The sequence below is a fragment of the Novosphingobium sp. BL-S-32 genome (assembly GCF_056857055.1).
Genome location: NZ_CM166476.1, coordinates 2,720,511 through 2,744,024, shown reverse-complemented (window position 1 = coordinate 2,744,024; position 23,514 = coordinate 2,720,511). Strand labels below are relative to the sequence as shown.

At 64.5% G+C, this 23,514-nt stretch carries 20 protein-coding genes and 1 tRNA gene; 10 read left to right on the top strand and 11 right to left on the bottom strand.

The features are described 5' to 3' along the window. Nucleotides 1-20: 20 nt before the first annotated feature. On the bottom strand, nucleotides 21-830 hold the full coding sequence (locus tag AC1VVK_RS12990) for a hypothetical protein (protein WP_482903316.1): 810 nt from the start codon (nucleotides 828-830) through the stop codon (nucleotides 21-23). Between the two features lie 81 nt (nucleotides 831-911). On the opposite strand from AC1VVK_RS12990, the gene lipB reads away from it, so the two are divergent. Beyond that, on the top strand, nucleotides 912-1,595 hold the full coding sequence (gene lipB, locus AC1VVK_RS12985) for a lipoyl(octanoyl) transferase LipB (protein WP_482903315.1): 684 nt from the start codon (nucleotides 912-914) through the stop codon (nucleotides 1,593-1,595). Next, on the top strand, nucleotides 1,592-1,915 hold the full coding sequence (locus AC1VVK_RS12980; RefSeq protein ID WP_482903314.1) for a hypothetical protein: 324 nt from the start codon (nucleotides 1,592-1,594) through the stop codon (nucleotides 1,913-1,915). The genes lipB and AC1VVK_RS12980 overlap by 4 nt, the downstream gene beginning before the upstream one ends. Here AC1VVK_RS12980 and AC1VVK_RS12975 read toward each other — a convergent pair. Together AC1VVK_RS12975 and AC1VVK_RS12970 are read right to left on the bottom strand one after the other, a co-directional pair. Next, entirely contained in the window at nucleotides 1,896-2,846 is a 951-nt protein-coding gene (locus AC1VVK_RS12975) for an HpcH/HpaI aldolase/citrate lyase family protein (protein ID WP_482903313.1), read from the bottom strand. The two genes, AC1VVK_RS12980 and AC1VVK_RS12975, sit on opposite strands and share 20 nt — an antisense overlap. Nucleotides 2,847-3,134: 288 nt before the next feature. Beyond that, complete coding sequence (locus tag AC1VVK_RS12970) at nucleotides 3,135-4,301, bottom strand: GNAT family protein (protein ID WP_482903312.1); 1,167 nt, start codon at nucleotides 4,299-4,301, stop codon at nucleotides 3,135-3,137. Between the two features lie 159 nt (nucleotides 4,302-4,460). On the opposite strand from AC1VVK_RS12970, the gene AC1VVK_RS12965 reads away from it, so the two are divergent. Continuing rightward, nucleotides 4,461-5,552, top strand: a complete 1,092-nt coding sequence (locus AC1VVK_RS12965) for a fatty acid desaturase family protein (protein ID WP_482903311.1) — start codon at nucleotides 4,461-4,463, stop codon at nucleotides 5,550-5,552. A 271-nt stretch (nucleotides 5,553-5,823) separates the two neighbouring features. Here AC1VVK_RS12965 and lptG read toward each other — a convergent pair whose 3' ends face one another. Both lptG and lptF read right to left on the bottom strand, forming a co-directional pair. Continuing rightward, nucleotides 5,824-6,921: an LPS export ABC transporter permease LptG gene (lptG, locus tag AC1VVK_RS12960; RefSeq protein WP_132388802.1), complete on the bottom strand. Its 1,098-nt coding sequence runs from the start codon at nucleotides 6,919-6,921 to the stop codon at nucleotides 5,824-5,826. 6 nt (nucleotides 6,922-6,927) lie between these two features. After that, complete coding sequence (lptF, locus tag AC1VVK_RS12955) at nucleotides 6,928-8,160, bottom strand: LPS export ABC transporter permease LptF (RefSeq protein WP_132388800.1); 1,233 nt, start codon at nucleotides 8,158-8,160, stop codon at nucleotides 6,928-6,930. 349 nt (nucleotides 8,161-8,509) lie between these two features. On the opposite strand from lptF, the gene AC1VVK_RS12950 reads away from it, so the two are divergent. Further along, nucleotides 8,510-9,058 (top strand): hypothetical protein, encoded by a 549-nt coding sequence (locus tag AC1VVK_RS12950; protein WP_482903310.1) that lies wholly within the window; start codon nucleotides 8,510-8,512, stop codon nucleotides 9,056-9,058. Between the two features lie 55 nt (nucleotides 9,059-9,113). Here AC1VVK_RS12950 and clpS read toward each other — a convergent pair whose 3' ends face one another. From clpS to AC1VVK_RS12935, 3 genes are all read right to left on the bottom strand, one after another. After that, complete coding sequence (gene clpS, locus AC1VVK_RS12945) at nucleotides 9,114-9,470, bottom strand: ATP-dependent Clp protease adapter ClpS (protein WP_482903309.1); 357 nt, start codon at nucleotides 9,468-9,470, stop codon at nucleotides 9,114-9,116. A gap of 269 nt (nucleotides 9,471-9,739) precedes the next feature. Next, nucleotides 9,740-10,936 carry a phasin family protein gene (locus tag AC1VVK_RS12940; RefSeq protein WP_482903308.1) on the bottom strand — a complete coding sequence of 399 codons (1,197 nt, stop codon included), beginning with the start codon at nucleotides 10,934-10,936 and terminating at the stop codon, nucleotides 9,740-9,742. 568 nt (nucleotides 10,937-11,504) lie between these two features. Next, nucleotides 11,505-13,400 (bottom strand): PHA/PHB synthase family protein, encoded by a 1,896-nt coding sequence (locus AC1VVK_RS12935; RefSeq protein WP_482903307.1) that lies wholly within the window; start codon nucleotides 13,398-13,400, stop codon nucleotides 11,505-11,507. Between the two features lie 216 nt (nucleotides 13,401-13,616). On the opposite strand from AC1VVK_RS12935, the gene AC1VVK_RS12930 reads away from it, so the two are divergent. Both AC1VVK_RS12930 and AC1VVK_RS12925 read left to right on the top strand, forming a co-directional pair. Continuing rightward, on the top strand, nucleotides 13,617-14,816 hold the full coding sequence (locus tag AC1VVK_RS12930; protein ID WP_132388792.1) for an LL-diaminopimelate aminotransferase: 1,200 nt from the start codon (nucleotides 13,617-13,619) through the stop codon (nucleotides 14,814-14,816). A 165-nt stretch (nucleotides 14,817-14,981) separates the two neighbouring features. Continuing rightward, the gene (locus AC1VVK_RS12925) at nucleotides 14,982-15,704 is read left to right on the top strand and encodes a winged helix-turn-helix domain-containing protein (protein ID WP_482903306.1); all 723 of its coding nucleotides are present in this window, start codon (nucleotides 14,982-14,984) and stop codon (nucleotides 15,702-15,704) included. A gap of 21 nt (nucleotides 15,705-15,725) precedes the next feature. Here the strand turns inward: AC1VVK_RS12925 and mobA are convergent, their stop codons facing one another. Beyond that, complete coding sequence (gene mobA / locus AC1VVK_RS12920; protein ID WP_132388788.1) at nucleotides 15,726-16,250, bottom strand: molybdenum cofactor guanylyltransferase; 525 nt, start codon at nucleotides 16,248-16,250, stop codon at nucleotides 15,726-15,728. Between the two features lie 190 nt (nucleotides 16,251-16,440). On the opposite strand from mobA, the gene AC1VVK_RS12915 reads away from it, so the two are divergent. After that, nucleotides 16,441-16,514: transfer RNA gene (locus tag AC1VVK_RS12915), tRNA-Cys, on the top strand. 135 nt (nucleotides 16,515-16,649) lie between these two features. Beyond that, nucleotides 16,650-17,192, top strand: a complete 543-nt coding sequence (locus AC1VVK_RS12910) for an AAA family ATPase (RefSeq protein ID WP_482903305.1) — start codon at nucleotides 16,650-16,652, stop codon at nucleotides 17,190-17,192. A 4-nt stretch (nucleotides 17,193-17,196) separates the two neighbouring features. Here the strand turns inward: AC1VVK_RS12910 and AC1VVK_RS12905 are convergent, their stop codons facing one another. Next, nucleotides 17,197-18,210, bottom strand: a complete 1,014-nt coding sequence (locus AC1VVK_RS12905; RefSeq protein ID WP_482903304.1) for a KpsF/GutQ family sugar-phosphate isomerase — start codon at nucleotides 18,208-18,210, stop codon at nucleotides 17,197-17,199. Nucleotides 18,211-18,231: 21 nt separating this feature from the next. After that, a complete protein-coding gene (locus AC1VVK_RS12900) occupies nucleotides 18,232-20,031 on the bottom strand; it encodes a hypothetical protein (protein ID WP_482903303.1) in 1,800 nt (599 codons plus the stop codon). A gap of 288 nt (nucleotides 20,032-20,319) precedes the next feature. On the opposite strand from AC1VVK_RS12900, the gene AC1VVK_RS12895 reads away from it, so the two are divergent. Both AC1VVK_RS12895 and AC1VVK_RS12890 read left to right on the top strand, forming a co-directional pair. Continuing rightward, the gene (locus tag AC1VVK_RS12895) at nucleotides 20,320-22,713 is read left to right on the top strand and encodes an HAD family hydrolase (RefSeq protein ID WP_482903302.1); all 2,394 of its coding nucleotides are present in this window, start codon (nucleotides 20,320-20,322) and stop codon (nucleotides 22,711-22,713) included. A gap of 431 nt (nucleotides 22,714-23,144) precedes the next feature. Further along, on the top strand, nucleotides 23,145-23,474 hold the full coding sequence (locus tag AC1VVK_RS12890) for a hypothetical protein (RefSeq protein ID WP_482903301.1): 330 nt from the start codon (nucleotides 23,145-23,147) through the stop codon (nucleotides 23,472-23,474). The last annotated feature ends 40 nt before the right edge of the window (nucleotides 23,475-23,514 follow it).

Sequence of the window (23,514 nt, the reverse complement as noted above, 5' to 3'; positions counted from 1 at the left end):
GCTGTGATGAGTGCGGCCGCTTATTCGAACGGGCTGGTGAGCGTCTCTGCCGAACCGCCGGAAAGCTGGCGGTGGATCTGCCCGATCACCGCCACGAAATAGAGCACCATGACAGTCGCCAGGATCGATCCGATCACCGCGCCCGCCAGCTCGGCAATCGCCTTGGGCGCCAACAGCGCAATTGGCAGCGTCGCGACATTGCCCAGAATGAGCAAGGCCATCATCGCCAGCGATAGCAAGGCGTAGAACCCGAAAATCCGCGCCGTATTGCCGCGCGTCAGCTGCCACGACCGCGTGAGTGCATGCAACGGGTTGAACACCCCGTCGACCGCGATCACCGGCGACGTCAGCGACAGCCGCACGGCAACGGGAATGACGAGGACGAACCCCAGCGCCAGCCCGATCACCGCACCCGCCGTGCCGCCCACCGCCAGCAGCATGGCCGGCGCGAGCAGGACCGCCGTAAGCCCGATGCCCATCAGGATCTGCGCGGCAAGATAGGGCAGCAGCCCCTTCAGCCCACTGCCGATCGCCTCGCCCACGGTCGGACGGCGGTCGGTATCGAGCAGGCAGAGCAGCGAGAGCGTGCCCAGCGCCTGACAGAGGAACACGGGAATCATCACCGGAAGAATCGACGTGTAATAGGTCTTCGCCGCGTCGATCACCTGCTGCTCGGTCATTCCACTGGCCATTTCGGGCGCCGGGAAGAAGGTCGTGAAGGCCAGTTGCGGCAGCAGGAAGAAGACCCCCGCGATGGCAAGGACCACTTCCTTGTTGGCGGAAACCGCGCGGCTTGCCTCGTTCCAGGCCCGGTTGCTGTCGAACGTCATTGCTGCTCCTGCACCGCCATGATGAGGCGGTCATCTCAAAGTGGCTTGATAACCGCAGGGAATGACGCCACGCAACGCAGCATGACTTTCCCTACGACTTTGGCCGGTGATATCGAACTGCGCGTCAGCACCGAACAAGTGCCATACCGCGCCGCCCTTGAAGAAATGACCGCCCGCAACGCCGCGATTGCCGCCGGCGAAGCGCGCGAGCTGATCTGGCTGCTCGAACATCCTCCCGTCTACACCGCCGGCACCAGCGCGGCCGTGGCCGAACTGCTCGATCCGCGCTTCGAAGTGGTCGAAGCCGGACGCGGCGGTCGCTATACCTACCACGGTCCGGGCCAACGCATCGCCTACGTTCTGCTCGACTTGCGCAAGCGCGCCCGCGACGCGCGCGGTTTCGTCCATGGCCTTGAAGGCTGGGTAATCGACACGCTGCGCGACTTCGGCGTCGAAAGCTTCCGCAGCGAAGGCCGCATCGGCATCTGGACCAAGGATATCGACGGGCGCGAGGCCAAGATCGGCGCCATCGGCGTGCGCATCCGCAAGTGGGTGACGATGCACGGCTTCGCGGTGAACATCCGCCCGGATCTGGCGCACTTCACCGGCATCGTCCCTTGCGGGATCGAGGAATTCGGCGTTACCAGTCTGGCGCGGCTTGGCCACGACGTCGATTTCGCGCGCTGGGACGCGGCGCTGCTGGCCCACGCCGATTCCTTCCTGGCCGCGCTAGACCGCCCCTGCCCTCCGGAGAAGCCTGCATGAGCCTGCCGTATCGCCCTGCCGCCATCGTGCTCCCCGCGCTGGCCGCGCTGGCTCTGACGGGCTGCCACAAGCAGGAAGAGGCGAGCAACAAGGCCGCAAGCGGCGCCGCGCTGCTGGCCCGCTCGGTGACCGACGACATGCCCCCCTACGACACCGTGCGCTCGCAGAACCCGCATATGGCGCCCGAAGAAAGCGCGCCCTCGGCACGGCGGGCGGCACCTGCCGACGCCAGAGAAGCGCCCGCCGACAGCGATGCCGATGCGGCGGCCGCTGCCGCCGCCGATGTCGAAGCCGCGCAGGTCAAGCCGGCCGGAGAATAGCCCCGCGCCGCAAGTCCTCGCCTGAACCGGCAGCGATGCCGGCAGGCCTGTCCGCCTGCGTCAGGGTAAGCTGGGCCAGCGCAAGATCCGCGCGGTCCACCATGCGGCCGCAGACCGCCAACGAACCCAGATGCGGGCTGGCGGCAAAGGCAGCGACGATCTCGCGCGCTTCATCGAACTCCTCGGCCGGTGGCGCGAATGCGCGGTTGATCACGGCGACTTGCGCCGGGTGAACCGCAAACATTCCCGTGAAACCATCCGCTCGGGCGCGCAGGGCCGCTCGCTCCAGCCCCACCTCATCCTCGAAATGCTCGAATGGCGCCTCGATAGCCCGGATGGCCGAGGCATGGGCCGTGAGCAGGACTTGCGCCCGCACGAAACGGCAGGCGTCGCTCCAGCCGCCCTGCCCGTCACGCCGCTGCCGCACGCCCAGGGCGGCGCCGAGCCCGCCCGCACTCCAGGCAAGGCCGTCGAGGCGCTGGTGCGTCGATTCCAGATAGTCGGAGATATGCAGCGCCGCCATCGGCGTTTCGCCTGCGACGGGCATGATCCGCGTCGATCCGGGCGCAAGGCTATTGCGTTCCTCATGGCCGTAGATCTCACTGGCGAGTTCGCGCACGGCATCGGGCCCGCTCGCACGCGGCAGGATCACCCCTTCGGGGCCCGAGCCCATGATCGCGGCAAGGTCCTCGCGCCATAGGCCCGATTCGAAGCTGTTGATCCGCACCCAGCGTGCCGTCGGCCGGTGGCCGCTGCCGGACGGGCGGCTCGCGGCCAGCCACTGGGCAGCATGGCGGCGCCCGGTCTCCCGCGCCTCGCGCGGGACGGTATCGCCGAGATCGACCACCACCACGTCGGCCCCGACGCCTTGCGTCATGCCGAGCCGCTTTTCGTTGTTGCCGGGTACGATCAGCCAGGATCGATACTTCATCGCGCGCCCCTCATTCTTCCTGTACGAAAGCCTAGGAGGCGAGCAATTAAGAAATGCTCTTTGCGAAGCGGGCTCGCGAGGGTGCTGGAGTGAAATTTAGTTCACGCGGAGGCGCGGAGGCACGGAGAAACGGGCCGGTACGGCCCCTCGGATCAACGCGGCTGCCACCGCGCTGGGACGGCACAGCAAGGCCGCCCGAAGCGCAACAACTCCGCGCGAACACAAAAAAGCCCCCGCTTTCGCGGGGGCGCCATGAACTAAAATCAGGAGAAAGACGGAAAGCCGTCCTCAAAGCGCCTTTTCGTAGATCACGTATTCGCGGTTCACCTTGCTGTTGATGGCATCGGCAATCGCGACCATTCCCTGGTTGTCTTCAAGGATCCAGCCGATCTCACCGCGCTTCGCACCGAACTTGGCCGTGGCCGAACGGCGGATGTACTCGATCATCATGAAAGCCAGCTGGCTGGCCAGACGCGAGGATTGCAGCTTCTTGCGCACGCCCATCAGCGGCACGCGCATGTCGGCCGGATTGGGCTTGCGCAGCCACAGCAGCAGCTTGATCAGGCCGAACAGGCCCGGCTTGCCCTTGGGACCGTTGAACCGCTTCTGCGCCTGATTGAGATCCGGCCAGGTCATCATGAAGGCCACCGGCTCGCCCTCATACTCGGCGATGCGGATCAGCTCGGGGTGAACCAGCGGCTTCAGCGCCTTGCCGGTGTACTCGATTTCCTTCTCGGTGAAGGGAACGAAGCCCCAGTTGTCCGACCAGGCATCGTTGAGGATGTCGCAAATCAGCGCCGCTTCCTCGTTGAAACGCTTGGGATCGACTTCGCGAATGCGGATCTTGGCGTTCTTCTCGCCCGACGAGACGATGCGCTGGACCAACGGCGGGAACTGCTGGGTCACATCCAGATCGTAGGTATAGAGCGTCTTGGCGGGCGTATAGCCGCTGCCTTCGATCCACGGCTGGTAAGCCGAATCGTGGTGCGCCATCATCACCATCGGCGCATGGTCGAACCCGCGCACCTGAAGGCCGGGCTCTTCCCAGACCGAGAGGTTCATCGGCGCCAGTACGCGGGTCATGCCTTCCGCCCGCAGCCAGTCCTCGGCGGTGGCAATCAGGGCCTTGACGACGTCTTCGTCCTCGGCCTCGATCGCGCCCCAGTTGCCGGTGCCCGGGCCCATGCCCTGCTCCAGCGGCTGTTTCACCGCCAGTTCATCGATATGCGCCGATATGCGCCCGACAACCTCATTCCCGCGCTTTGCCAGGAACAGCTGGCCGCGCGCGTGATCCCAGAACGGGTTCTTGCCGGGGGTGAACTTGGAGACTTCCTCCGAGCGCAGGTTGGGCACCCAGTTTTGATCTGACGCATTGTGCCGATAAGCGTAATCGACAAAGGCGTTCCTGTCGGCCTTGCTGGAAACGGGTGTGATGACTAGTTCGGCTTTGGCCACGATCCTGCCTTTGTTCCGCGTTATGGGACTTTCAGGATCGCGACCTGCGGCCGGTGCCTGCACCTTGTCAAGCAGATGCAAGGTGAAATCCGGTGCCCGCCGCTCGCAAAACCCGTACCGGGCCGGCTTTTTGCCCGATGACTTTGGAATTTTGATCGTATGACCGCCCAGGAAGCCATCGACCTGTCCCCCAGCGCCCCGCGCGAAGCGGCCGGACACGTGCGCTCTTCGCAGATCCCCGACGATAAGGAGATGCTGCGCGCCGCCGTGGAATTGACCCGCGATATCGCCACCGCGCGCCCGGGGATCTACTGGCCCGACATGCTGGGCTCTGCCCTGGTAGGCTACGCCGCGCTGGCCGCCACGATTCTGGCGAGCAATCCCTGGGTCGCGCTGGCCTGCGGCGTGCTCTCGGCGCTCGCGCTCTACCGCGCGCTGCTGTTCATTCATGAGCTGACGCATATCCACCGCGATGCGCTGCCCGGCTTCCGCTTCGCGTGGAATCTGCTGGTGGGCATTCCGATGCTGATCCCCTCGCTGATGTATGAGGGCGTGCACACGATCCATCACACCCGCACCCGCTATGGCACTGTGGAAGACCCTGAATACCTGCCGCTGGCGCTGATGAAGCCGTGGAGCCTGCCGGTCTTCGCCCTCACCGCAATCCTGCTGCCCGTGGCGCTGCTGATCCGCTCGGCCGTGCTGGTGCCGCTGGGCGCGATCGTTCCGCCAGTACGCAAGCTGGTCTGGGAACGGGCCTCTGCCCTCGCGATCAACCCGCAGTTCGGCCGCCGCCCGGCCGAGGGCCCGTTCGCGCGCATGGTGTTCTGGCAGGAACTGGGCTGTTCGGTCTGGGCAATCGCCGTGCTGGCCGGCAGCTACGCCTATGGCTGGCGGCCGCTGATCATCGCGCTCTGCGTGGTATCGGTGACCGCCTTCCTCAACCAGGTCCGCACGCTGGTCGCGCACCTGTGGGAGAACGACGGCGATGCCATGACCGTAACCGCGCAGTACCTCGATTCGGTCAACGTGCCCCCGCCCGCGAAGTTCTCGGAGCTGTGGGCGCCGGTGGGCCTGCGCTACCACGCGTTGCACCACCTGCTGCCCTCGATGCCCTACCACTCGCTGGCCGAGGCGCACCGCCGCCTTGCCGCGCAGTTCGGTTCGGGATCGACCTATTCGAAGGCGAACTACCCCGGCCTGATGCCGCTGCTGGAACGCCTCGCGAAGAGCACGATGCAGGCGCGCTGATCGCCCACTGCCAGATACGAAAAGGCCTCGCGGATGCGGGGCCTTTTTTGTTTGAGGAAGGAAGAGGAGATTCTGGGGCCCTTCGACAAGCTCAGGAGATCCACCAGACCCGCGGAATGTCCGCGTTGCGCCCTGCCCTATCCGTTCTGCACCCACTTCGAGCCGGGAGACATCTATGGCCCGCGGCCGCAATGCGCACACATCGCATAAGGCACGCGCAACGTAGACGGTAATGGGGGTGCAGGGGGGCATGCTCCCCTGCTTTAACCTTCTACTCTTCCGTCCGTATCAGCACCGTCTCGCCGATCAGCGCAAACAGCACGAACGGCGCCCACGCCGCGATCAGCGGCGGATACCCACCGAAGTTACCCATCGCCAACGCCGCATTGTCGAGCACGAAGTAGGCAAAGCCCAGCGCCATGCCGATCACAGCGCGAATCAGCAGCTGGCCCGAGCGGGCAAGACCGAACGCGGTCACCGCGCCCAGCAGCGGCATCAGCACCGAGGAGAACGGCCCCGACAGCTTGTGCCACCACGCCGCCTCAAGCTCGCTGGTGCGGCGACCGGCCGCCTTCAGCGCCTCGATGGAGCGCGTCAGCTGGAAGATGTTTTGCGAATCCGCGTCCACGTTTGCGAGCATGATCTTGGCGGGCGTGATCCCCGGCGCCACGGTCACCGCGGCAGACCGCGACGTCGTGATCGTGGCCACGTCAAAGCGGACCGGATTTTCGAAACGCCAGCCCGGATTGGCGAACGTCGCGCGATCGGCGCGAAGCTTTTCGGTGATGATGGCGGTGTCGTCACGATGGTAGAAAGTCACATCGTGCAGCACCATCGCGTTGCCATCGCCGTCGATGTTCCCCGCGATCAGCAGATCGCGCCCGTCGGACATGTAGAGGTTGGCCTTGGCGTTGGAACTCTTGGGGATCGGCCCGTACTTCACGGCCTGCCAGGCATTGAGCATCGCCGTCGCGCGCGTGACGACGCGCTCGTTGAAGGCAAGGCTGCCGGCCGAGATCACCAGCGCGGACAGGAACAGCGGCGCCAGCACCTGATGCGCGGAAAGGCCCGCCGCCTTCATCGAGATGACTTCGCTGTTCTGGTTCAGCGTGGCCAGCGTGATGATCGTCGCCAGTAGCACCGAATAGGGCAGGAACCGCGCGATCAGCTGCGGAACGCGCAAGGTGACGTAGTAGAGAAGCTGCGCCTGTCCGTTGCCGTGATAGGCAAGGATATCGCCGCTCTCACCCAGCAGGTCGAGCACCTGGAGTACCAGCACCAGCATCAGCAAGACCGCGAAGATGCGGGTGACGAACAGGCGCGCGAGATACCAGGTCAGCGAGCGCGAAGGGAAGAATTCCATCTGCATCCGGGATCAGGCCCCGCTTTCGGGGGCGGGTTCAGGCAGGATCGGCCCATGCCGCCGCCGTTTGAGCAGCGACTTGAACCATTTGATGACGACGTCGGAGCCCTTTTCAAGCCAGCCGATCGCCTGTCCGCCGGGAACATAGGCAACGCGCCAGTACATCCACACGATCAGCGCACCGAACAGCGCGAACGGCCCCCAAAGGCCAAGGATCGGATTGATCCGGCCCAGCGAGGCCACATCGGCCGCATACTGGTTCACCTTGTGATAGGCGACCACCATCACGATCGAAACGAACAGGCCGAGCGCCGAAGTCGAGCGCTTGGGCGGGATCGCCAGAGCCACTGCCAGCAAGGGCAGCAGCAGCATCATGATGACTTCCACCATGCGGAAATTGAAATTGGCCTGACTGGAAATCCGTTCCTCGCGCGGAAGGCTCTTGTTCCAGCCGAGTCGCATCAGTTCGGGCAGCAGGTACTCGCGGTCCTGCCCGCCGCGCTGACGGAACCGCTCCACCTGCGGAAGCTCGATTGGCAGGTCATGCCGCGTAAAGCTCAGCACGCGGGGGTCCCTGCCCGGCATGTCCTGAATGATCTGGCCATTGTTGAGCCGCAGGATGATAGTGTCCGGCTGGCCCTTCAGCGCGAGGAACTGGCCCTCGCGCGCGGAGATCGACATGACTTGCCCGTTCCTGTCGGCAACGCGCGCAAAGATGCCGATCAGGCGGCGGCCGTCATCCTGGCTCTCGTCGATACGAAGGGCGATACGATCCTTGAGCGAGGTGAACTCACCCACCTTGATCGAGGCACCTAGCGCGCCCGACTTCAGCTCGTAGTTCAGCTCTTCATAGGCGTAGCGCGCGAGCGGCTGGAGATAGCCGACAATCGCGAAGTTCGCCCCGGCCAGCAGGATCGCAAGGATGTAGGGCACCCGCAGCAGACGCGTATAGCTCAGCCCGACAGCGCGCATGACGTCCAGTTCGCTGGATGTCGCCAGCTTGCGGAACGCCAGCAGGATGCCGAGCATCAGCCCGAGCGGAATCGCCAGGCTTGCATATTCGGGAAGCAGGTTGATCAGCATCTTGAAGACGACTCCGATCGGGCCGCCCTCCGTCGCGACAAAGTCGAACAATCTCAGCATCTTGTCCATGACAAGCAGAGACGCCGCGAGAAGGAAGATGCCGATCATGGGCATCAACACCAAGCGGAAGATATATCGGTCGATGGCGTTGAGGAATTTCACGCTGGTAGGTTCACCGGAATGTCGTCACAAAACCGTGCACTTGAGGCCCTTAAACGCTTGCCGCAGGTGGGCAAAGCGAATTGTCCACCGCTGCGTGCACAACACGCCTCTGCGGGGTCGCAAAGCGGCGGAAGGCCGCGGATCTGCGGCAGAATGAAGCCGGCAGAGCGGTAGCGACCCCAAAGCCGCCCGTCATCGATTAACTATCTGTTATACAATGATTTAACTGTTAAGCGGTGCCGTTTCACGATTGCGCGTGCGCCCCAAGCCCCGAAGAGCGGCGGCGAATTGGCCTCCTGCAAACGGCGGGCGGCCCACCGCAATTTCCTGAAAACAGGCTCTCCCCCCGATGCCGCCAGAACTGCCTCAGACAGAATTTTTCAATACCGAAGCGCTCTTCCTTGCCGAGCGCGAGGTCCTGGGATCGAGCGGCTCCGATTTCGTGCGAGACCTTGAACGCTTTGCCCTCCGCGCCGAAATGGCCGAGAAATCCCAAGCCGGGATCGTCGTGCTCGAAGCGCTGGTGATCTTCGGACGGGCCGGCAGGACGCTTGACGAGGATCGCTGGAACCTTCTTGCCAACGAGGCCGCCGCCCACGTGCGCAAGGGTGAGGAGGAGGCGGCGGCGAGGCTGCTGACACCTCATGACGCGCAGCTTTCCGTCGAGACACTGGCCCCGACGGTGGAACTTGCCCGAATGGTGAGAGTCGAAGGAGCGACAGACTCGCAGAGCACGGGACGGTCGCGCTGTGCCGCCATCATCGCGGCACTGTTCCGCGCGCTGGCCAGCCATTTCGCCGGGATCTGCATCGAGGATTGCCCCGTGGATGCCTGTGCGGTCGATGCCTCAACAGGCGATATCGATGCGCCCGAGTCGGTGTCCGAAACCGACACCTGATCCAAATGATCTCAGGGGAGGTGCCGCAGCCGCGTCACCTCTCAAAAAAGCCCAATCAGGCCTTTTCGAGGGTGCACTGAAGCGGGTGCTGATTCTGCCGGGCGAAGTCCATGACCTGGTTCACCTTGGTTTCGGCGATCTCGTAAGGGAAGATACCGCAGACCCCCACACCCTTCTGGTGGACATGGAGCATGACGCGCGTCGCCTGCTCAAGATCCATATGGAAGAAGCGCTTGAGGACCATCACCACGAATTCCATCGGGGTGTAGTCGTCATTGAGCATCAGCACCTTGAACTGGCTGGGCTTCTTGGGCTTGGCGCGGGTCTTGGTGGCAATTCCGACCTGCTCGCTGCCATCGGTATCGCCCCCTTCCGAATCGGGGCCGCCGACCGTGAGGCCGGCAGTGGCCACAAGCGTGCCTGGGACGTCAGCATGCGCCAAAACGGCGCACAGGGACGCAGGAAGGCTCGGGCAGGAATCGGACGTGGGGGAATTCATGGGAACAGAATATCGTATCGCCCCCCCGGGAAACAAGGTCTGCGTCGAACATTGTCGCCTTTGGGCGAACTACGACCGGATGGATCGCTCCATCCGGTCGCCGGATCGACGTCGACAGGACTGCCCGGGGACGGTCCAGCCCGCCTGATTCAGGGTGAACCCGAAATCAGGCCGGCCGAAGATCAGACCGATACGTGGCGGGCCTTTTCCATGGCCACGCTGACGCGGCCCGAGATCGGGGCGATCGCATCGCTCACCAGCTTGAGCATCGTTTCGCTGTTCTTCGAGCCGTAAGCGACAGCGGTGTCGAAGTTCTTGCGCAGGATGTCGCCCTGAAGCTTGAAGAAGTCGGTCGGCGACTTGACGGCGGCGAGTTCCTTGATGTCACCCGAGAAGGTCGCGAACGAGGTGCGGCCTTCGGCAACCAGTTCCGAGCTGATGCCCTGAAGGCCCTCGGCGAGGATCTTGCCCGATTCCACCACGGCCTCGAGGTTGCCCTTGGTGAAGTCACCCAGCTCGCCCATCAGGCTGGAGCTCTTTTCGAAAGCAGCCTTGGCCTTGCCCTGGGCCTCGGTAACGGCATCCTGGAAAGCATTGATATTAGCGCTCATGTCCATCGTGGTATCCTCGAGCATGAAGTTGGAGATCAGTCCTGCGAAGCTAGTCTTGGCGGCCCCTGTTGTTCCGGGGCCTGTCTTGGTCGCGCTGCCGGGCGTGGCTTTGAGGCCGTCCGGCTTGCCGGCCACCGGGGCCGGTTTGGGAACGACAGGCGCGCGCGCAGCGACTGCCGGTTTGGTAATGATCTTGACCTTGCTGGCTGCCAGCTGCGGAGCCGCCTTTTTCGCGGCAACGGCTGCGGGCTTGGCAGATGCAGGTTTCGCCGACACAGCCTTGGCCGGTGTCTTCGGCGCGGCCTTTGCCTTTACGGCGCTCTTGGGCTTGGCCGCGACTTTCGGCTTCGCCGGCGCCGTGACGGCAGGTGACTTCACCGGAGCAGCCTTGGCCGCGACGGGAGCCACCGGAGTCGGTACAGCCTTGACCGGCGCTGCCACGACGGGTTCGGGAACCGCAGGCGAAACCGGTGCCGGCTTGGCGCTCTCCACCGGAGCCGTTTTGGCTTCAGCGGGCGCCAGCGGCGTAGTCACAGGCGCAGATGCCGCTTTCGCTTCGGGCACCGGGGCTGCCACCGGCTTGACTTCGGAAGCGGCCTTCGCAGGCGCGGCCTTGCCACTGCCGATCTTCGTTACATTCTTGGCCGAGAGGTCTTTCGCAACCGCACCCTTATCGGCCTCGGCCTTTAGAGCGGTCGGGGCCTTTTCAGCCGCAGCCGCATAGGCCTTTTCAGCCAACGCGTCGTCCTTGTCTTCGTTGCCGGCCATCTGACTGTTCCTGCGTTCCTGGCGAGAAATCGTACTGATAGACGATGTCCGAGCCATGGGCGCCACGTGACCGTTATATCGATCCGCATGCCCTGCCAGCCCGGCGTGACTGCAAACTTGGAAGTCCCTGCGATTCGTTAATTCGTTTGTTGCGTTGCACAATATGCTTTCGCGAAGGCGGTGTCAATCGCCTTATGTTGCACTGCAGCATCAATGCTGCAGTGCAATGAATTCCCGATTTGAGGTGAGTTCGCGCGCCTGCCTGCGGCCCCAAACCTGGCCGGTCGCAGTCCGTTGGCGTCGGTTCTAAGCCACTGAAACGCTCATGCAAAACGCGATTGCACCCGAAATGGAGCAAGCGCGCCGATGCTTCATCGGCACCTGCCGCGCCGCTCCAGAACCCCAATGGACCGGCCGATACGGCCCGATCAGGAGCCGATACACGGCAAACCAAGTCGGCATACCGTTTGAGATGCAAGGCGAAACGTTGGAAAGCGTTCGGTGCCTGTCTGGAAATCCGGCCGGTGCCGCGCCGAAATGCCCGGACGGGCATTTTCCGGGCAGCCTCTCAGCGCATCGTGACGTAGCGGCCTGGTGCGTCCTCTATCGCCTGATCGCCGCGCCCTCCCGGCCGGCGCTTTCCGCGTGCGGGCACTTCCGCCGGGTCGAGCGCGCGCAGCCACTCGGCCCAGTGCGGCCACCAGCTTCCCGGATGCACCTCGGCACCATCGACGAAGGCCTCAAGCGTGTCCGCTCCGGCATCGTTGGTCCAGTACTGGTACTTGTTGGCCGAGGGCGGATTGACGACGCCGGCGATGTGGCCGGAACCGGCCAGCACGAACGTCGAAGGACCGGAAAGGTAGTGCGTCAGCTTCCAGACGCTCTCCGGCGGCGCAATGTGATCCTCGCGGCCCGCCTGAATGTACGTGGGCGTCGCGATGCGGTGGAGGTCGATCGGCACGCCGCAGGCCTGCAGCGAATCCGCCACAACCATCCGGTTGTCCCGATAGAGATCGCGCAGATAGCTGCGATGCCAGCCTGCCGGCAGATTGGTCACGTCAGCATTCCAGTGGAGCAAGTCGAAGGCGGGATACTGCTCGCCCATCAGGTAGTTCTTCTCGACCGTGCTCCAGATCAGGTCGTTGCCGCGCAGGATGTTGAACGTGGCGGCAAGATAGCGCCCGTCGAGATAGCCTTCGGGCGAGAGCTTGCCGATCGTCTCGATCTGCTGGTCGTCGATGAAGTTGCGCAGATCGCCCGCATCCTCGAAATCGACTTGGGCGGTGAAGAACGTGGCGCTGGCGACTTTGTCAGCCTCGCCCTTGCGCGCCAGCACGGCCAGCGTCGCCGCCAGCGTGGTGCCGGCCACGCAGTAGCCGATGGTGTGGGCAGCGGGCACGCCCAGCCGCGCGCGCACATGGTCGATCGCCTCGATCTGCGCGGCGATATAATCGTCCCACACCAGATCAGCCATCGACGCATCGGCCGACTTCCACGAGACCATGAACACCGTCACGCCCTGCTCCACCGCCCAGCGCACGAAGCTTTTCTTGGCGTTGAGGTCGAGGATGTAGAACCGGTTGATCCACGGCGGGAAGATCAGCAGCGGCGTCTTGAGCACCTTGTCGGTGGTCGGCGTGTATTGGATGAGCTGGTAGAGCGGGGTCTCGAACACGACCTTGCCCGGCGTCACCGCAATATTCTCGCCGAGCACGAAGGCACCGGGGCGCGTATGGGTAAGCTGGCCCTTGCGCATGTCGTCGAGCATGTTCTCGAAACCGCGGATCAGGCTCTCGCCCTGCGAATTGCGGGCGGCCTCCAGCGCGACCGGATTGGTCAGCGGGAAGTTCGCCGGACTCAGCGCATCCGCAATCGTCTGGGCCGCGAACACCAGCTGCATCTTGCGCGCGGGCTCCAGACCTTCGGCCTTTTCGGCCATGCCGACGAACTGCTCGGTCAGCATCAGGTAGAGCTGGTGAATCACCGCGAAGAACGGCTGGCGGCGCCATTCCGGATCGGCAAAGCGGCGGTCCGATCGCGGCAGGTCCGGACCGTCGGCGCCGCGCGCCTCCTGTGCTTCGGCCTTCGGGCCAAGGCCGTATTGGCCCAGCACCGCATTGATAAGTTCCGCCGCATCGTTCCAGAGACGCTGCTGGATCGCCGGATCGGACAGCGGCAACTGACGCACCACCGATTCCGCCGTGGCAACCCACTTGGCCGGATCGGACCAGTGCGCCTTGCCATCCTTCGCCTTGCCGAGCTGTTCGACCTGAAAGTCCGTCCAGATCGAATGCATGCGGCTGGCGATCTCCGCCCAGTGCACTGCATTTTCGGCTTCGGGCGTGCCTTCCTTGGGCACGAGCCCGCCGAACAGGCCGGTAACCTGGCTGGCATGGTCGCGCAGGAGATTGGCCATGAGGTTGGCGGCCAGATCGGGGGCAAGATCGTTGGCGTCGGTCGCCATGTGCGGTCGAACTCCAGTGCGGGGCGGGATCCAGAGCGAATCCCTCGCCCGTCATTCCTATCGATTGGGCCGCCGCTCGCCAACCAGACAAAACTTGCGCGTTACCGCGATTTCCCAACACACGATTGCGCAAGCCCCATTTGCGCTGCGCCTTTATTCCCCTACAGGGACCGGCGCGGCACTTTCCGCCGCAAGCATCATGGATTCTCAGAGGTCATGGAAGACGAGTTCTACCGCATCAAGCGACTGCCGCCCTACGTTATCGCCGAAGTCAACGCGATGCGTCATGCGGCCCGCCAGGCGGGTAAGGACATCATCGACCTCGGCATGGGCAACCCGGACCTGCCGCCGCCCGCCCACGTGATCGACAAGCTGTGCGAAGTGGCCCGCAAGGAAGACGCGCACGGCTATTCGGCATCATCGGGCATCCCCGGCATCCGCAAGGCCCAGGCGAACTACTACGGCCGCCGCTTCAACGTCGATCTCGATCCCGAGACCGAAGTGGTGATGACGATGGGGTCTAAGGAAGGCCTCGCCAGCCTCGCCACCGCGATCACCGCGCCGGGCGACGTGGTGCTGGCGCCGAACCCCAGCTACCCGATCCACACGTTCGGCTTCATCATCGCCGGCGCGACGATCCGCTCGGTTCCTACCACGCCGGACGAGCGCTATTGGGAATCGCTGAACCGCGCGATGGCCTTCACGGTGCCGCGCCCGTCGATCCTGATCGTCAACTACCCCTCGAACCCCACGGCCGAGACGGTGGATCTCGCATTCTACGAGCGCCTCGTCGCCTGGGCGAAGGAGAACAAGGTCTGGATCCTGTCCGACCTTGCCTATTCGGAACTCTATTTCGACGGCAACCCGACGCGCTCGATCCTCGAAGTGCCGGGCGCCAAGGACGTGGCGGTGGAATTCACCTCGATGTCGAAGACCTTCTCGATGGCCGGCTGGCGCGTCGGCTTCGCGGTGGGCAACCCGAAGCTGATCGCCGCGCTGAAGCGCGTGAAGTCCTATCTCGACTACGGCGCCTTCACGCCGATTCAGGCCGCTGCCTGCGCCGCACTGAACGGCCCGCAGGACATCGTCGAGAAGAACCGCAACCTCTACCAGAAGCGCCGCGACGTGATGGTCGAAGCGTTCGGCCGCGCCGGTTGGGACATTCCCAGCCCCAAGGCCTCGATGTTCGCCTGGGCCCCGCTGCCGCCGGCACTGAAGGACATGGGCAGCCTCGAATTCTCGAAACAATTGCTCACCCATGCCGAAGTCGCGGTCGCACCGGGCGTCGGCTATGGCGAGGACGGCGAAGGTTTCGTGCGCATCGCCATGGTTGAAAACGAGCAGCGGCTGCGTCAGGCGGCGCGCAACATCAAACGATACCTTGCGTCGATGGGCGTCAACACACCGGCGGGGTGATGCCGGACAAAATTATAACGACCTAAAGGCTGAAGCACGTAAAACTGGGGAATTTCAGCCTACAATATACTCGTACTGTAAAATTATAGGTATTGTTCCGAGGCCTTCATCCGCTCAGGGTGCGGGCTTCGGAACCACCATCGACCTTGCGGAATAGGGGGGGGAATGACCTATCTGGGCAAGAGCGACTGCCATGCGCCACGTTTTCGTTGGCTGGCACAGCAAACAATACCGGCTGAGCTGGATCTGCGCCGGTGCGGCTGGATCCTTGAGCCGGAACAACTGCCGTCGGCCGATTGCATCGGCATGATCGACGCACTCCATCTCGATTCCGGGCAATGGCTGACCTTGCTCAACGCATTGCCACAGGACCAGCGGCGCACGGTGCTGGTAACGGGCGTAAGCGAGGCCTGCGAACGCGCCTCGCTGCTTCATGTCGGCTTCGGCGATGTGCTGTCGGAGGCGATCGAACTGAACGAGTTGGACGCCCGCGCCAGCCGCCTCTCTCAATTCGCGCAGTGCCTGCCGCGTCGGCGCCGCATCGGCCGCCTCACGCTCGACCTGCTCGCGCGGGAGGCATTCGGAGACGGCGAACCGCTGAACCTCAACCCGCGTGAGTTCGCCCTGATCTGGCGCCTTGCTGATTCGCTCAATGACACCGTTAGCAAAGAGACATTGATCTACGACGTCTGGCGCATGGGCTTCGTTCCGGAGACCAACAGCGTGGCCGTCCACATGTCACGCCTGCGGCGCAAGCTGGCTTTCGTCGGGCTTGCGGGCGTGATCGAGACATCGGCCAATGGCGGCTACCGCCTGCTGACGCCTTCGGTCGACGTTCCGGCCATCGACCGTCCTCTCCACGCTAGCGCCGAAACGCTCTCCCATTGAAGGGCGCTCATTCGAGGCCCTTCAATTTGACCGCTTCAGCGCGGCAAGATCCTCCGGAGTGTTGATATTGGCGATCGCCATCGGCAGTTCGATGGCCCGCGCGCCGATACGTTCGGCAAAACGCCGCATCGCATGCGGCTCGTCGCTGTGCAGCAGGGCCTCCAGCGTCGCCGTGGCTGAAACCGGCCAGATGCCGATCACCGGCTGCGCGGCCAGGTAGGCCGGAGCGCGGCCAAGCCGTTCCGGCAGATCGTCGGGCAAGGGCCCCGAATCCACCCCGCACGTCAGCACTTCCGTATAGCCCTCATCCTGCGCATGGCGCATCGCGGCGGCCAGCCCGCCCAGCGGCCCCATGCCCGCGGCAGGCCAGTCGGGCAGCGTCGGCGCCGGAGCCGTCTCCCGCCCTGTCACCACGACATATTCGCACCAGCCCGAAAGCGTATCGACGGCCAGCGCGAGCAGACTGTGCCCGTCCAGCATGGCCAGCGCCTTGTCGCTGCCGAACCGGGACGACTGCCCTCCGGCTAGAACCGCTCCGAGAATCATGGCCAGGCTCCTTGGTAAGACGGGGTATGAAGACAGGAAATCCCAGCGGGAGACACCCCTGTCGCGAAAGCACCCAGCGCTGGCTAGGTTCCCACGCCCACGCGAACCTGTCGATGAAATTCGCCGGAGGTGTGAATCCCGGTTGCGTCCGACCGAATCCGTTGTTAGGGGCGCCTCTCTCCACACGGATGGCCCGATGGCGGAGTGGTGACGCAGAGGACTGCAAATCCTTGCACGCCGGTTCGATTCCGGCTCGGGCCTCCATCTCTTTCTCTCGGCATGGACTGAGAGCATCGCGTAAAAGCCTGTTTTCAAGCATTTTACGCGATACTGTGGACACCATTCCCACCATAGCCCCTCGATACCGGTTCCGCCGCTTCCGGCCCGGAGGTATCTCCCATGAACAGATTCATCGTGATTTCCGGCTGCTCCGGAGGCGGCAAGTCAACGCTGCTCTCCGAACTGGCGCGGCGCGGGCATGCGATTGTCGAAGAACCGGGCCGCCGCATCGTCGCCGAGGCGCGCGAAGGCGATGGATCGATGCTGCCATGGGTGGACCCGGCTGCCTTCGCCGAACGCGCGATTGCCCTCGCATTGCAGGATCGCCGGGACGCGGCGCATTATCCGGGCCGGGTTTTCTTCGATCGCGGGCTGATCGACGCCGCCGTTGCCCTCGAACACACTCGGGGCACGCCGCTGGTCGATCGGCTCGGCGGCGAGCATCGTTATCACCGGCAGGTCTTCCTCACGCCCCCCTGGCCGGAAATCTACCGGCAGGATGGCGAGCGTCGGCACGGCATCGACGCCGCATTAGCCGAGTACAACCGGCTACTGGAGGCCTACCCCCGCCTCGGATACAAAGTCGTCATCCTGCCCAAGGCCCCGGTCGAACAGCGGGCCGATTTACTGCTGGGCCTGCTGGACAACAGCCCGGCCGAATGACCCGTCAGGGGCGCAGCAGGTCGTAGCTCTGGATCATGCCGGCGAGCCGCCCTTCGTGGTCCACGACGGGCACCACCGACAGCGGCCGCCCCGCTTCCTGAAGCAGCAGCAGCACATCGGCGATCACCGCGCCCGCTTCGGCCACCACCGGTTCGGTCTGCATGATCTCGCCAGTGCGCGTGGCGTAGATGTCGCGGCGCGATTCGATCACGCGGCGTACATCGCCGTCGACGACGATGCCGAGCAGCTTGCCCGCCGGATCGACCACGCAGACCGCCCCCATGCACCCGGCGGAGATCACCGTTATCATGTCCGCCACGCTTGCGTCCGGGCTGACGGTGGGCAGGTCCGCGCCCTTGCGCATCACGTGGCGGATCGGGATCATGTGGCGGCCGAGCAGGCCGGCCGGGTGATGGCGCAGGAAATCCTCCCGCGTGAAGCCGCGCGCGCGGCTGACCGCGACGGCGAGCGCGTCGCCGATCGCCATCTGCAACGTGGTGCTGGACGTGGGCGCCATGCCGATATGGTCGGCCTCGCCCTGCACATCCATCGGGATCAGATGCTCGACCACGTGCGCCAGCGGCGATTCCGCGCGGCCGATAATGCCGATCAACCGGCATCCGCGTGCCTTGAGGATCGGCAGGATGCGCATGATCTCCTCGGTCGAGCCGCTGTTGGAGAACAGCAACACGACATTCTCGGTCTGCACCGCGCCCAGATCACCATGGGCCGCCTCGGCCGCATTGAGGAAAAAGGCGGAAGTACCCAGGCTGGAGAACGTCGCCGCCACTTTCGCCGCCACCAGACCGGACTTGCCGATGCCAAGGCACACGATCGGCCGCTCCTGCGCCGCGATCAGCGCGACTATGGCAGGAATGGCGCTATGATCGGCCGTCAGATAGCGACCGAGCGCATCGCGTTCGGCCGCCAGCACGTTACGGAACCAGAGGGTTTCGACATCGCCGACGGAACCCGGCTCGTTCATGACCCGGAAGTGGGCGATAGTATTGTTCAGCATATGTTTCTCCGCCCTGCCCCGTCACGCGCCCTTCTGCAAGAGCGCCGAGCGAAGCTGCCGGTTTTCCCGCTCCACATCGCCATTCCAGGTCGCCAGACCGAAGCGGCGCACATCGACCTGACGCCAGAACAGCCCCGGATCGCTATCGAGCAGATGGAATTTGCTTAGAGCATTGGCGCATTGCGATCCCATGTCGATCACCTCGGCCAGTTCGGTGAAGTAGAAATGAAGCGGCCGCGCAGGATCGCCCATGTGCTCTCGGTGAGGGCTGGCGGCAGCGCGCAGCGCGGTGTCGACCCCCTGCTGGAGCGCGCGCCGTGCCTCGTCGCGGTGGCCGTTGGCGATATGGATCCGCGCCTCGTAGAAAGCGGCGCCCACTGCCTTGGTGGCGAGAATCGGGGAGAACGCCTGCCAGTCCGCCTCGGCCGCGGTCCGGTACCAGTTCAGCGCCTCATCCCGGTCTCCGACAAGTTCACAGAGCCGCCCGGCAAGAAACGAGAGCGAGATCGCCCAGCGGCCGACATGCGGCGGTGCATCGCCTCCGGCGGCCGCCACATAGCTCCGAATGGCCTCGATCAGCGCCGCCACCGCGCTGCCCGCGCGCGTTTCCAGCACGCGGTAGCCATAGACGGTCAGCGCCGCGCCCTGATCCGCCGAGCCGGGACGTGCATTGGCGATCACATATTCGGCCAGCCGGGTCAGCGTTTCCTCGTTACCGAGCCGCTCGCCCATCTGCACCATCGAGCGATAGAGCCAGGGATTGTCATAGGCATTGCCGAAGTCCGCGAGCGTCGCCGTTTTCATCTCCACGCCCTCGAAGGCGGGATGGCGGAACGCAGCGGCATGGTCGGCACCCGCCAGCGGATTGGCAGAGACGACCACGAAGAACCATGGGCCGTTCGATGCCTGATCCAGCGGCACCGGCGCAATCATCCGCGCGCCCAGCGGATCCTGCGTGAGCGGGGTCAATTCGTAGCGGCTCTCGACCAGAAAACGGCTGGAGAGCGCCGCGTTCAGGGCAGGCCAATCCGCCGGCAGCGCTTCGCCGGGCTGCTGCGCGCTTCGGATCACCAGGACCAGCCGGCCGTCGGCCTTGAGCACGCGCATATAGTCGTCGAGCCGCGCTTCCCAGCCGCGCGGCATCGCGGGCTGCATCGCCACCACCATGTCGAGCGACCGGTCCGCGACAGTGTGCAGCGTGGGATCGACGCGGGCGGCGCCCTTCTCTTCGCCCTTGCATCCACCACATGCATCCGCGACCTGCCGGACCGTCGCGGCCTGCGACAGCGCCTCCAGGATACGCGCGCCGTCGGCCGCATAAGCACCGTCGACCAGTACTGCGTCACCCAGCCGGACGTGATTGGCCGCCTGCGCGTAACGGGCGATCACCGCATCCCCCTCCACACCGCCACGGCCGAGCAGGCTCTCTCCCGAAACGGCCGGCGTGCGGCAATAATAGCTCAGCGGCGGCAGCGCATGGCCGTTCCACGCGGCATATTCGGCGTGGTTCATGCCGCCGGGATGGCGGCTCCAGCCCTCGGCGAAGAGCGTGCGCTCCACTTCGTCGCGGCTCTTGCCCGCTGACTGGAGGACCAGCGTATCCACGCCGCGATAGGGCGCGACGGCTTCGGCCAAAGTTCCCACCGCACCGATGCGCGGCCACTCGACGAAGCCGACCACGGTGCGCTCATCCGGCGCGGTGTGGAGTTCGCAGCCCAGCAGCGCCAGTTCCTGCGCCAGCCGACCATGGGCCGAAAGATCGAGCGCGATGCGGCAGGGTCCGAGCCGCGCAACGATTGCAGCGGCGTTGTGGATGCTCATGGCGGCTTTCTCACTCCAATGACGTGGGCTGCTCCGCCACTTTGCTAAAGCGCTGGGTGGGGCGGCGTGGGGGGCGGCGGGACGGCCTCGGATCGCATCCGGGATCGCCTCGCGATCATGGTATTTATAGGATAACTCCTGCCCGTTTCGACAAGGGGACCCGGCAATTCCTTCCCCTATCCCTTCCCCTATCCCTTCCCGCGCCCCGGATGCCTTCCTTTCCCTCTATATTTAGGCATGGCCGCGCACCGGCCCGATCCGCCTTCCGTCCATTTCCCGAGGGATGCCATGTCCACAAACTCCATCCGCGCCGCGGCCCTGCCCAATTTTCTGGACGCGCTGCCGGCGGACCTGCCGATCACCCATCTCTCGCTCGACTGTTTCGACACGTTGATCTGGCGCAACACGCAGGCTCCGTACGATCTGTTCGCCGATCTGCCGTTCACCGGCGGCGCGCTGGTGCCGCGTCAGCAGGCCGAATCGCGCGCGCGCATGAACGCGCCGCATACGCAGGGCCGGTTCGAAGTCACGCTCGACGAGATCCACGCCGAACTGCTGCCGCGCCACAGCGCCGAAGAGCGCGCGGCGATGGTGCAGACCGAACTGGATGCCGAGGCGCGGCACTGCTTCGCCTTCGGGCCGACGCGCGACCTGATCCTCGATGCCAAGCGGCGCGGCCTCAAGGTCGTGATCGTGTCCGACACCTATCTGTCCGAACCGCGCCTGCGCAATCTCATCGCCGAAGTCGGCGGTGCCGATCTTGCCGCCATGATCGACCGCATCTTCTGCTCGTGCGAATATGGCGTCGGCAAGGCGGGCGGCCTGTTCAAACCCGTGCTCAAGGCGCTCGGCATCCGGCCGCAGCAGATGCTCCACATCGGCGACAACCTGATCGCCGACCTCGAAGCGCCGCGCCTGCTCGGCATTCCGAGCATGCATCTGACGCAGTTCGATACGCAGGCCCAGCAGCGCCTGCGCATGGAAGCCGCCGCCGCCAGCATGATCGATCCGGCCACGCGCGTAACCGTCCCGGTCTACCAGCCGCACCGCGCGCAGATCGCGATGCGCACCGATGGCGATCCGACCACCGCGTTCGGCCATGACGTGCTCGGCCCGCTGATGCACGGCTTCGCTTCGTGGGTCCGCGACGAGGCCGAGGCGATGGAGCGCGCCACCGGCCGACGCGTGAAGCTGCTGTTCCTCCAGCGCGACGGACACTTGCCCGCCCGCGCCTTCAGCGCGCTCTATCCCGACTGGGCAGACCGCGTGGCCGAACCGGCGATCAGCCGCGTGATCGCCGTCGCCGCCAGCTTCGTCGACGAGGCGGCGATCCGCGAATTCATGGCCCCGTGGCTGTCGCCCAATGTCGAAAAGACGCTCGCCAAGGCAAAGATCTGTCTGCGCCAACTGCTCTTCGACGATCGCGAGATCGAGAAGCTACTGCAAGGCAAGCCCCTTGAAGGCTTCGGCGCGCGCGTGCTCCAGCCCGTCAATATCGCCAGGATCCTGAAGCGCTCTGCCGCATTGGGCGAGCGCATGTTCCAGCATTTGCGCAATCTCGGCGTCGAGCAGGACGACGCGGTCATGATGATCGACCTTGGCTATAACGGATCGGTCCAGAATGCCGCCGAACCGCGCCTGCGCAAAGGCATGGGGCTGGAGGTCGTGGGCCGCTATCTCCTGCTGCGCGAAAACACGCCCTCCGGTCTCGACAAGAAGGGCTACTTCGACACGCGCCACTACGATTACAACGTGCTGTCGACCCTGTTCAGTTCCATCGCCGTGGTCGAGCAGTTCTGCACGATGTCGATCGGCTCCGCCGTCGACTACCAGGTCGACGGCACCGCGATCCGCGATGCCGTGAACGTCGATCAGGCGCAGAGCGAATGCCGCGAACTGGCGCAGGAGGCCTGCCTCGTGTTCCTGCGCGGCATCGGCTCGGCCTTCGTCAAACCGCCCCGCTCGGACAATGCCCAAAGCCGCCGCATGGCTGCCATGGGCGTGATCGGCCGGCTGGTGACGATGCCGATCGATCAGGAAGTCGAACTGCTGAAGACGTTCAGCCACGACGCCAACTTCGGCGTCGACGACCTGATCCAGATGTCCGACCTTGAAGGCGCGCAGCAGAGCATCCGCCGGCGCGGCTTCTTCTACACACGCCATGCCGAGCGCATGTACCTGCCGGGCGAGCTTCAGCAGTTCGGCCTGCCGCTGAACCTGTCGATCTTCGGCATCCGCCGCTTCAATCTCGATTTCGCGAAGGGCGATATCGATATCGAGGCGCTGGAACTGCCCATCCAGGTCTATGGCGGCGGCGATTCCGCGGCCCAGACGGTGGGCGCCCACCGCACCGCCGACGGCTATTTCCGCGCCATAATTCCCATCGGCATGGGACAGTACTCGATCGGCGTGTTCCTTGGCCGCCTGTTCGAATACGTGCAGTTCGAGGAAATCAGCGTGCAGCCGGTCAAGGCCCTGACCGACGAGGACGTTACCCCCGCGACCGTGGCAACCGACGGCATGGAGGAACTCTCGCCGGGCCTCTACCGGATCGACGGGCCGCAGGGCTTCATGGTCGTGCCTGCCGTCGCCAGCGACGAGCAGATGCTGCTAAACCTTGTCTTCCGCCCTATCGTCACCCGGTCGGAAGCGCAGGCCCGCGCGAACCGCCAAGCGGCCTGATCGAGATCCGGCGCCGCCCTTTCGGGCAGGCGCCGGACGGCCTTCCCAAGGCGAATGACAAGACGCCCGTCGCACACGCGGCGGGCGTCTTGTCGTGTATACCTTCCGGACAAGAAGCCATGCCGGGCTCTCCCGCCCAGCGGTCATATATCGGTCACGCCCGGTCGTTAGGGGCGACGCTCCGAAACGGTCTGCGGGGCGTAATTTTCGGGTCGATAACGATATAGGGAAAAACCCCCATATGCGTGGATAACCATCCAGAAAATATACATTTTAAACGCCGCCACCCCCCTCATAAAACCCATAAGGGAAATCCCTTAGTTGGTTGCGTAGTATACGAAAGCCATTGGTCATTCGTGATGATCAAACACTCCCAGGGTCCGAGGGGCGCGGACACATCAAGCACAGCGGGATGTATTCTTGAGAGTATAATGACGAAAAATTTACCTTCGGGGCGCGTGGAAAACATCGACTGTTATGCAATGTCGCAGATCGAATACTGGTTCTCTCTCAAACTGAGAGTCGATTCTCCTGGCAAGCTCTGGCAGGCAGCCGCCTTGCGCTGTCTGGCTCAACCCGGAATTTGCGAGGATGACGTCGCCGAGATGATCGGCCCTGCCGATGATCCGTCGATCGCCGATTGCCTCATGGTGTTGGCACTGCCCGAGCATGTGCCCGGCTGCACACGCCTTGACGTGGCGCTCGGCAATGAGGGAGCCGACGATGACGCAGACCTTGTGGCGATGACCGCATCGCGCTGACGTCCGGCGCTACAGACACGATCAAGGCCGGCGTTGGGCA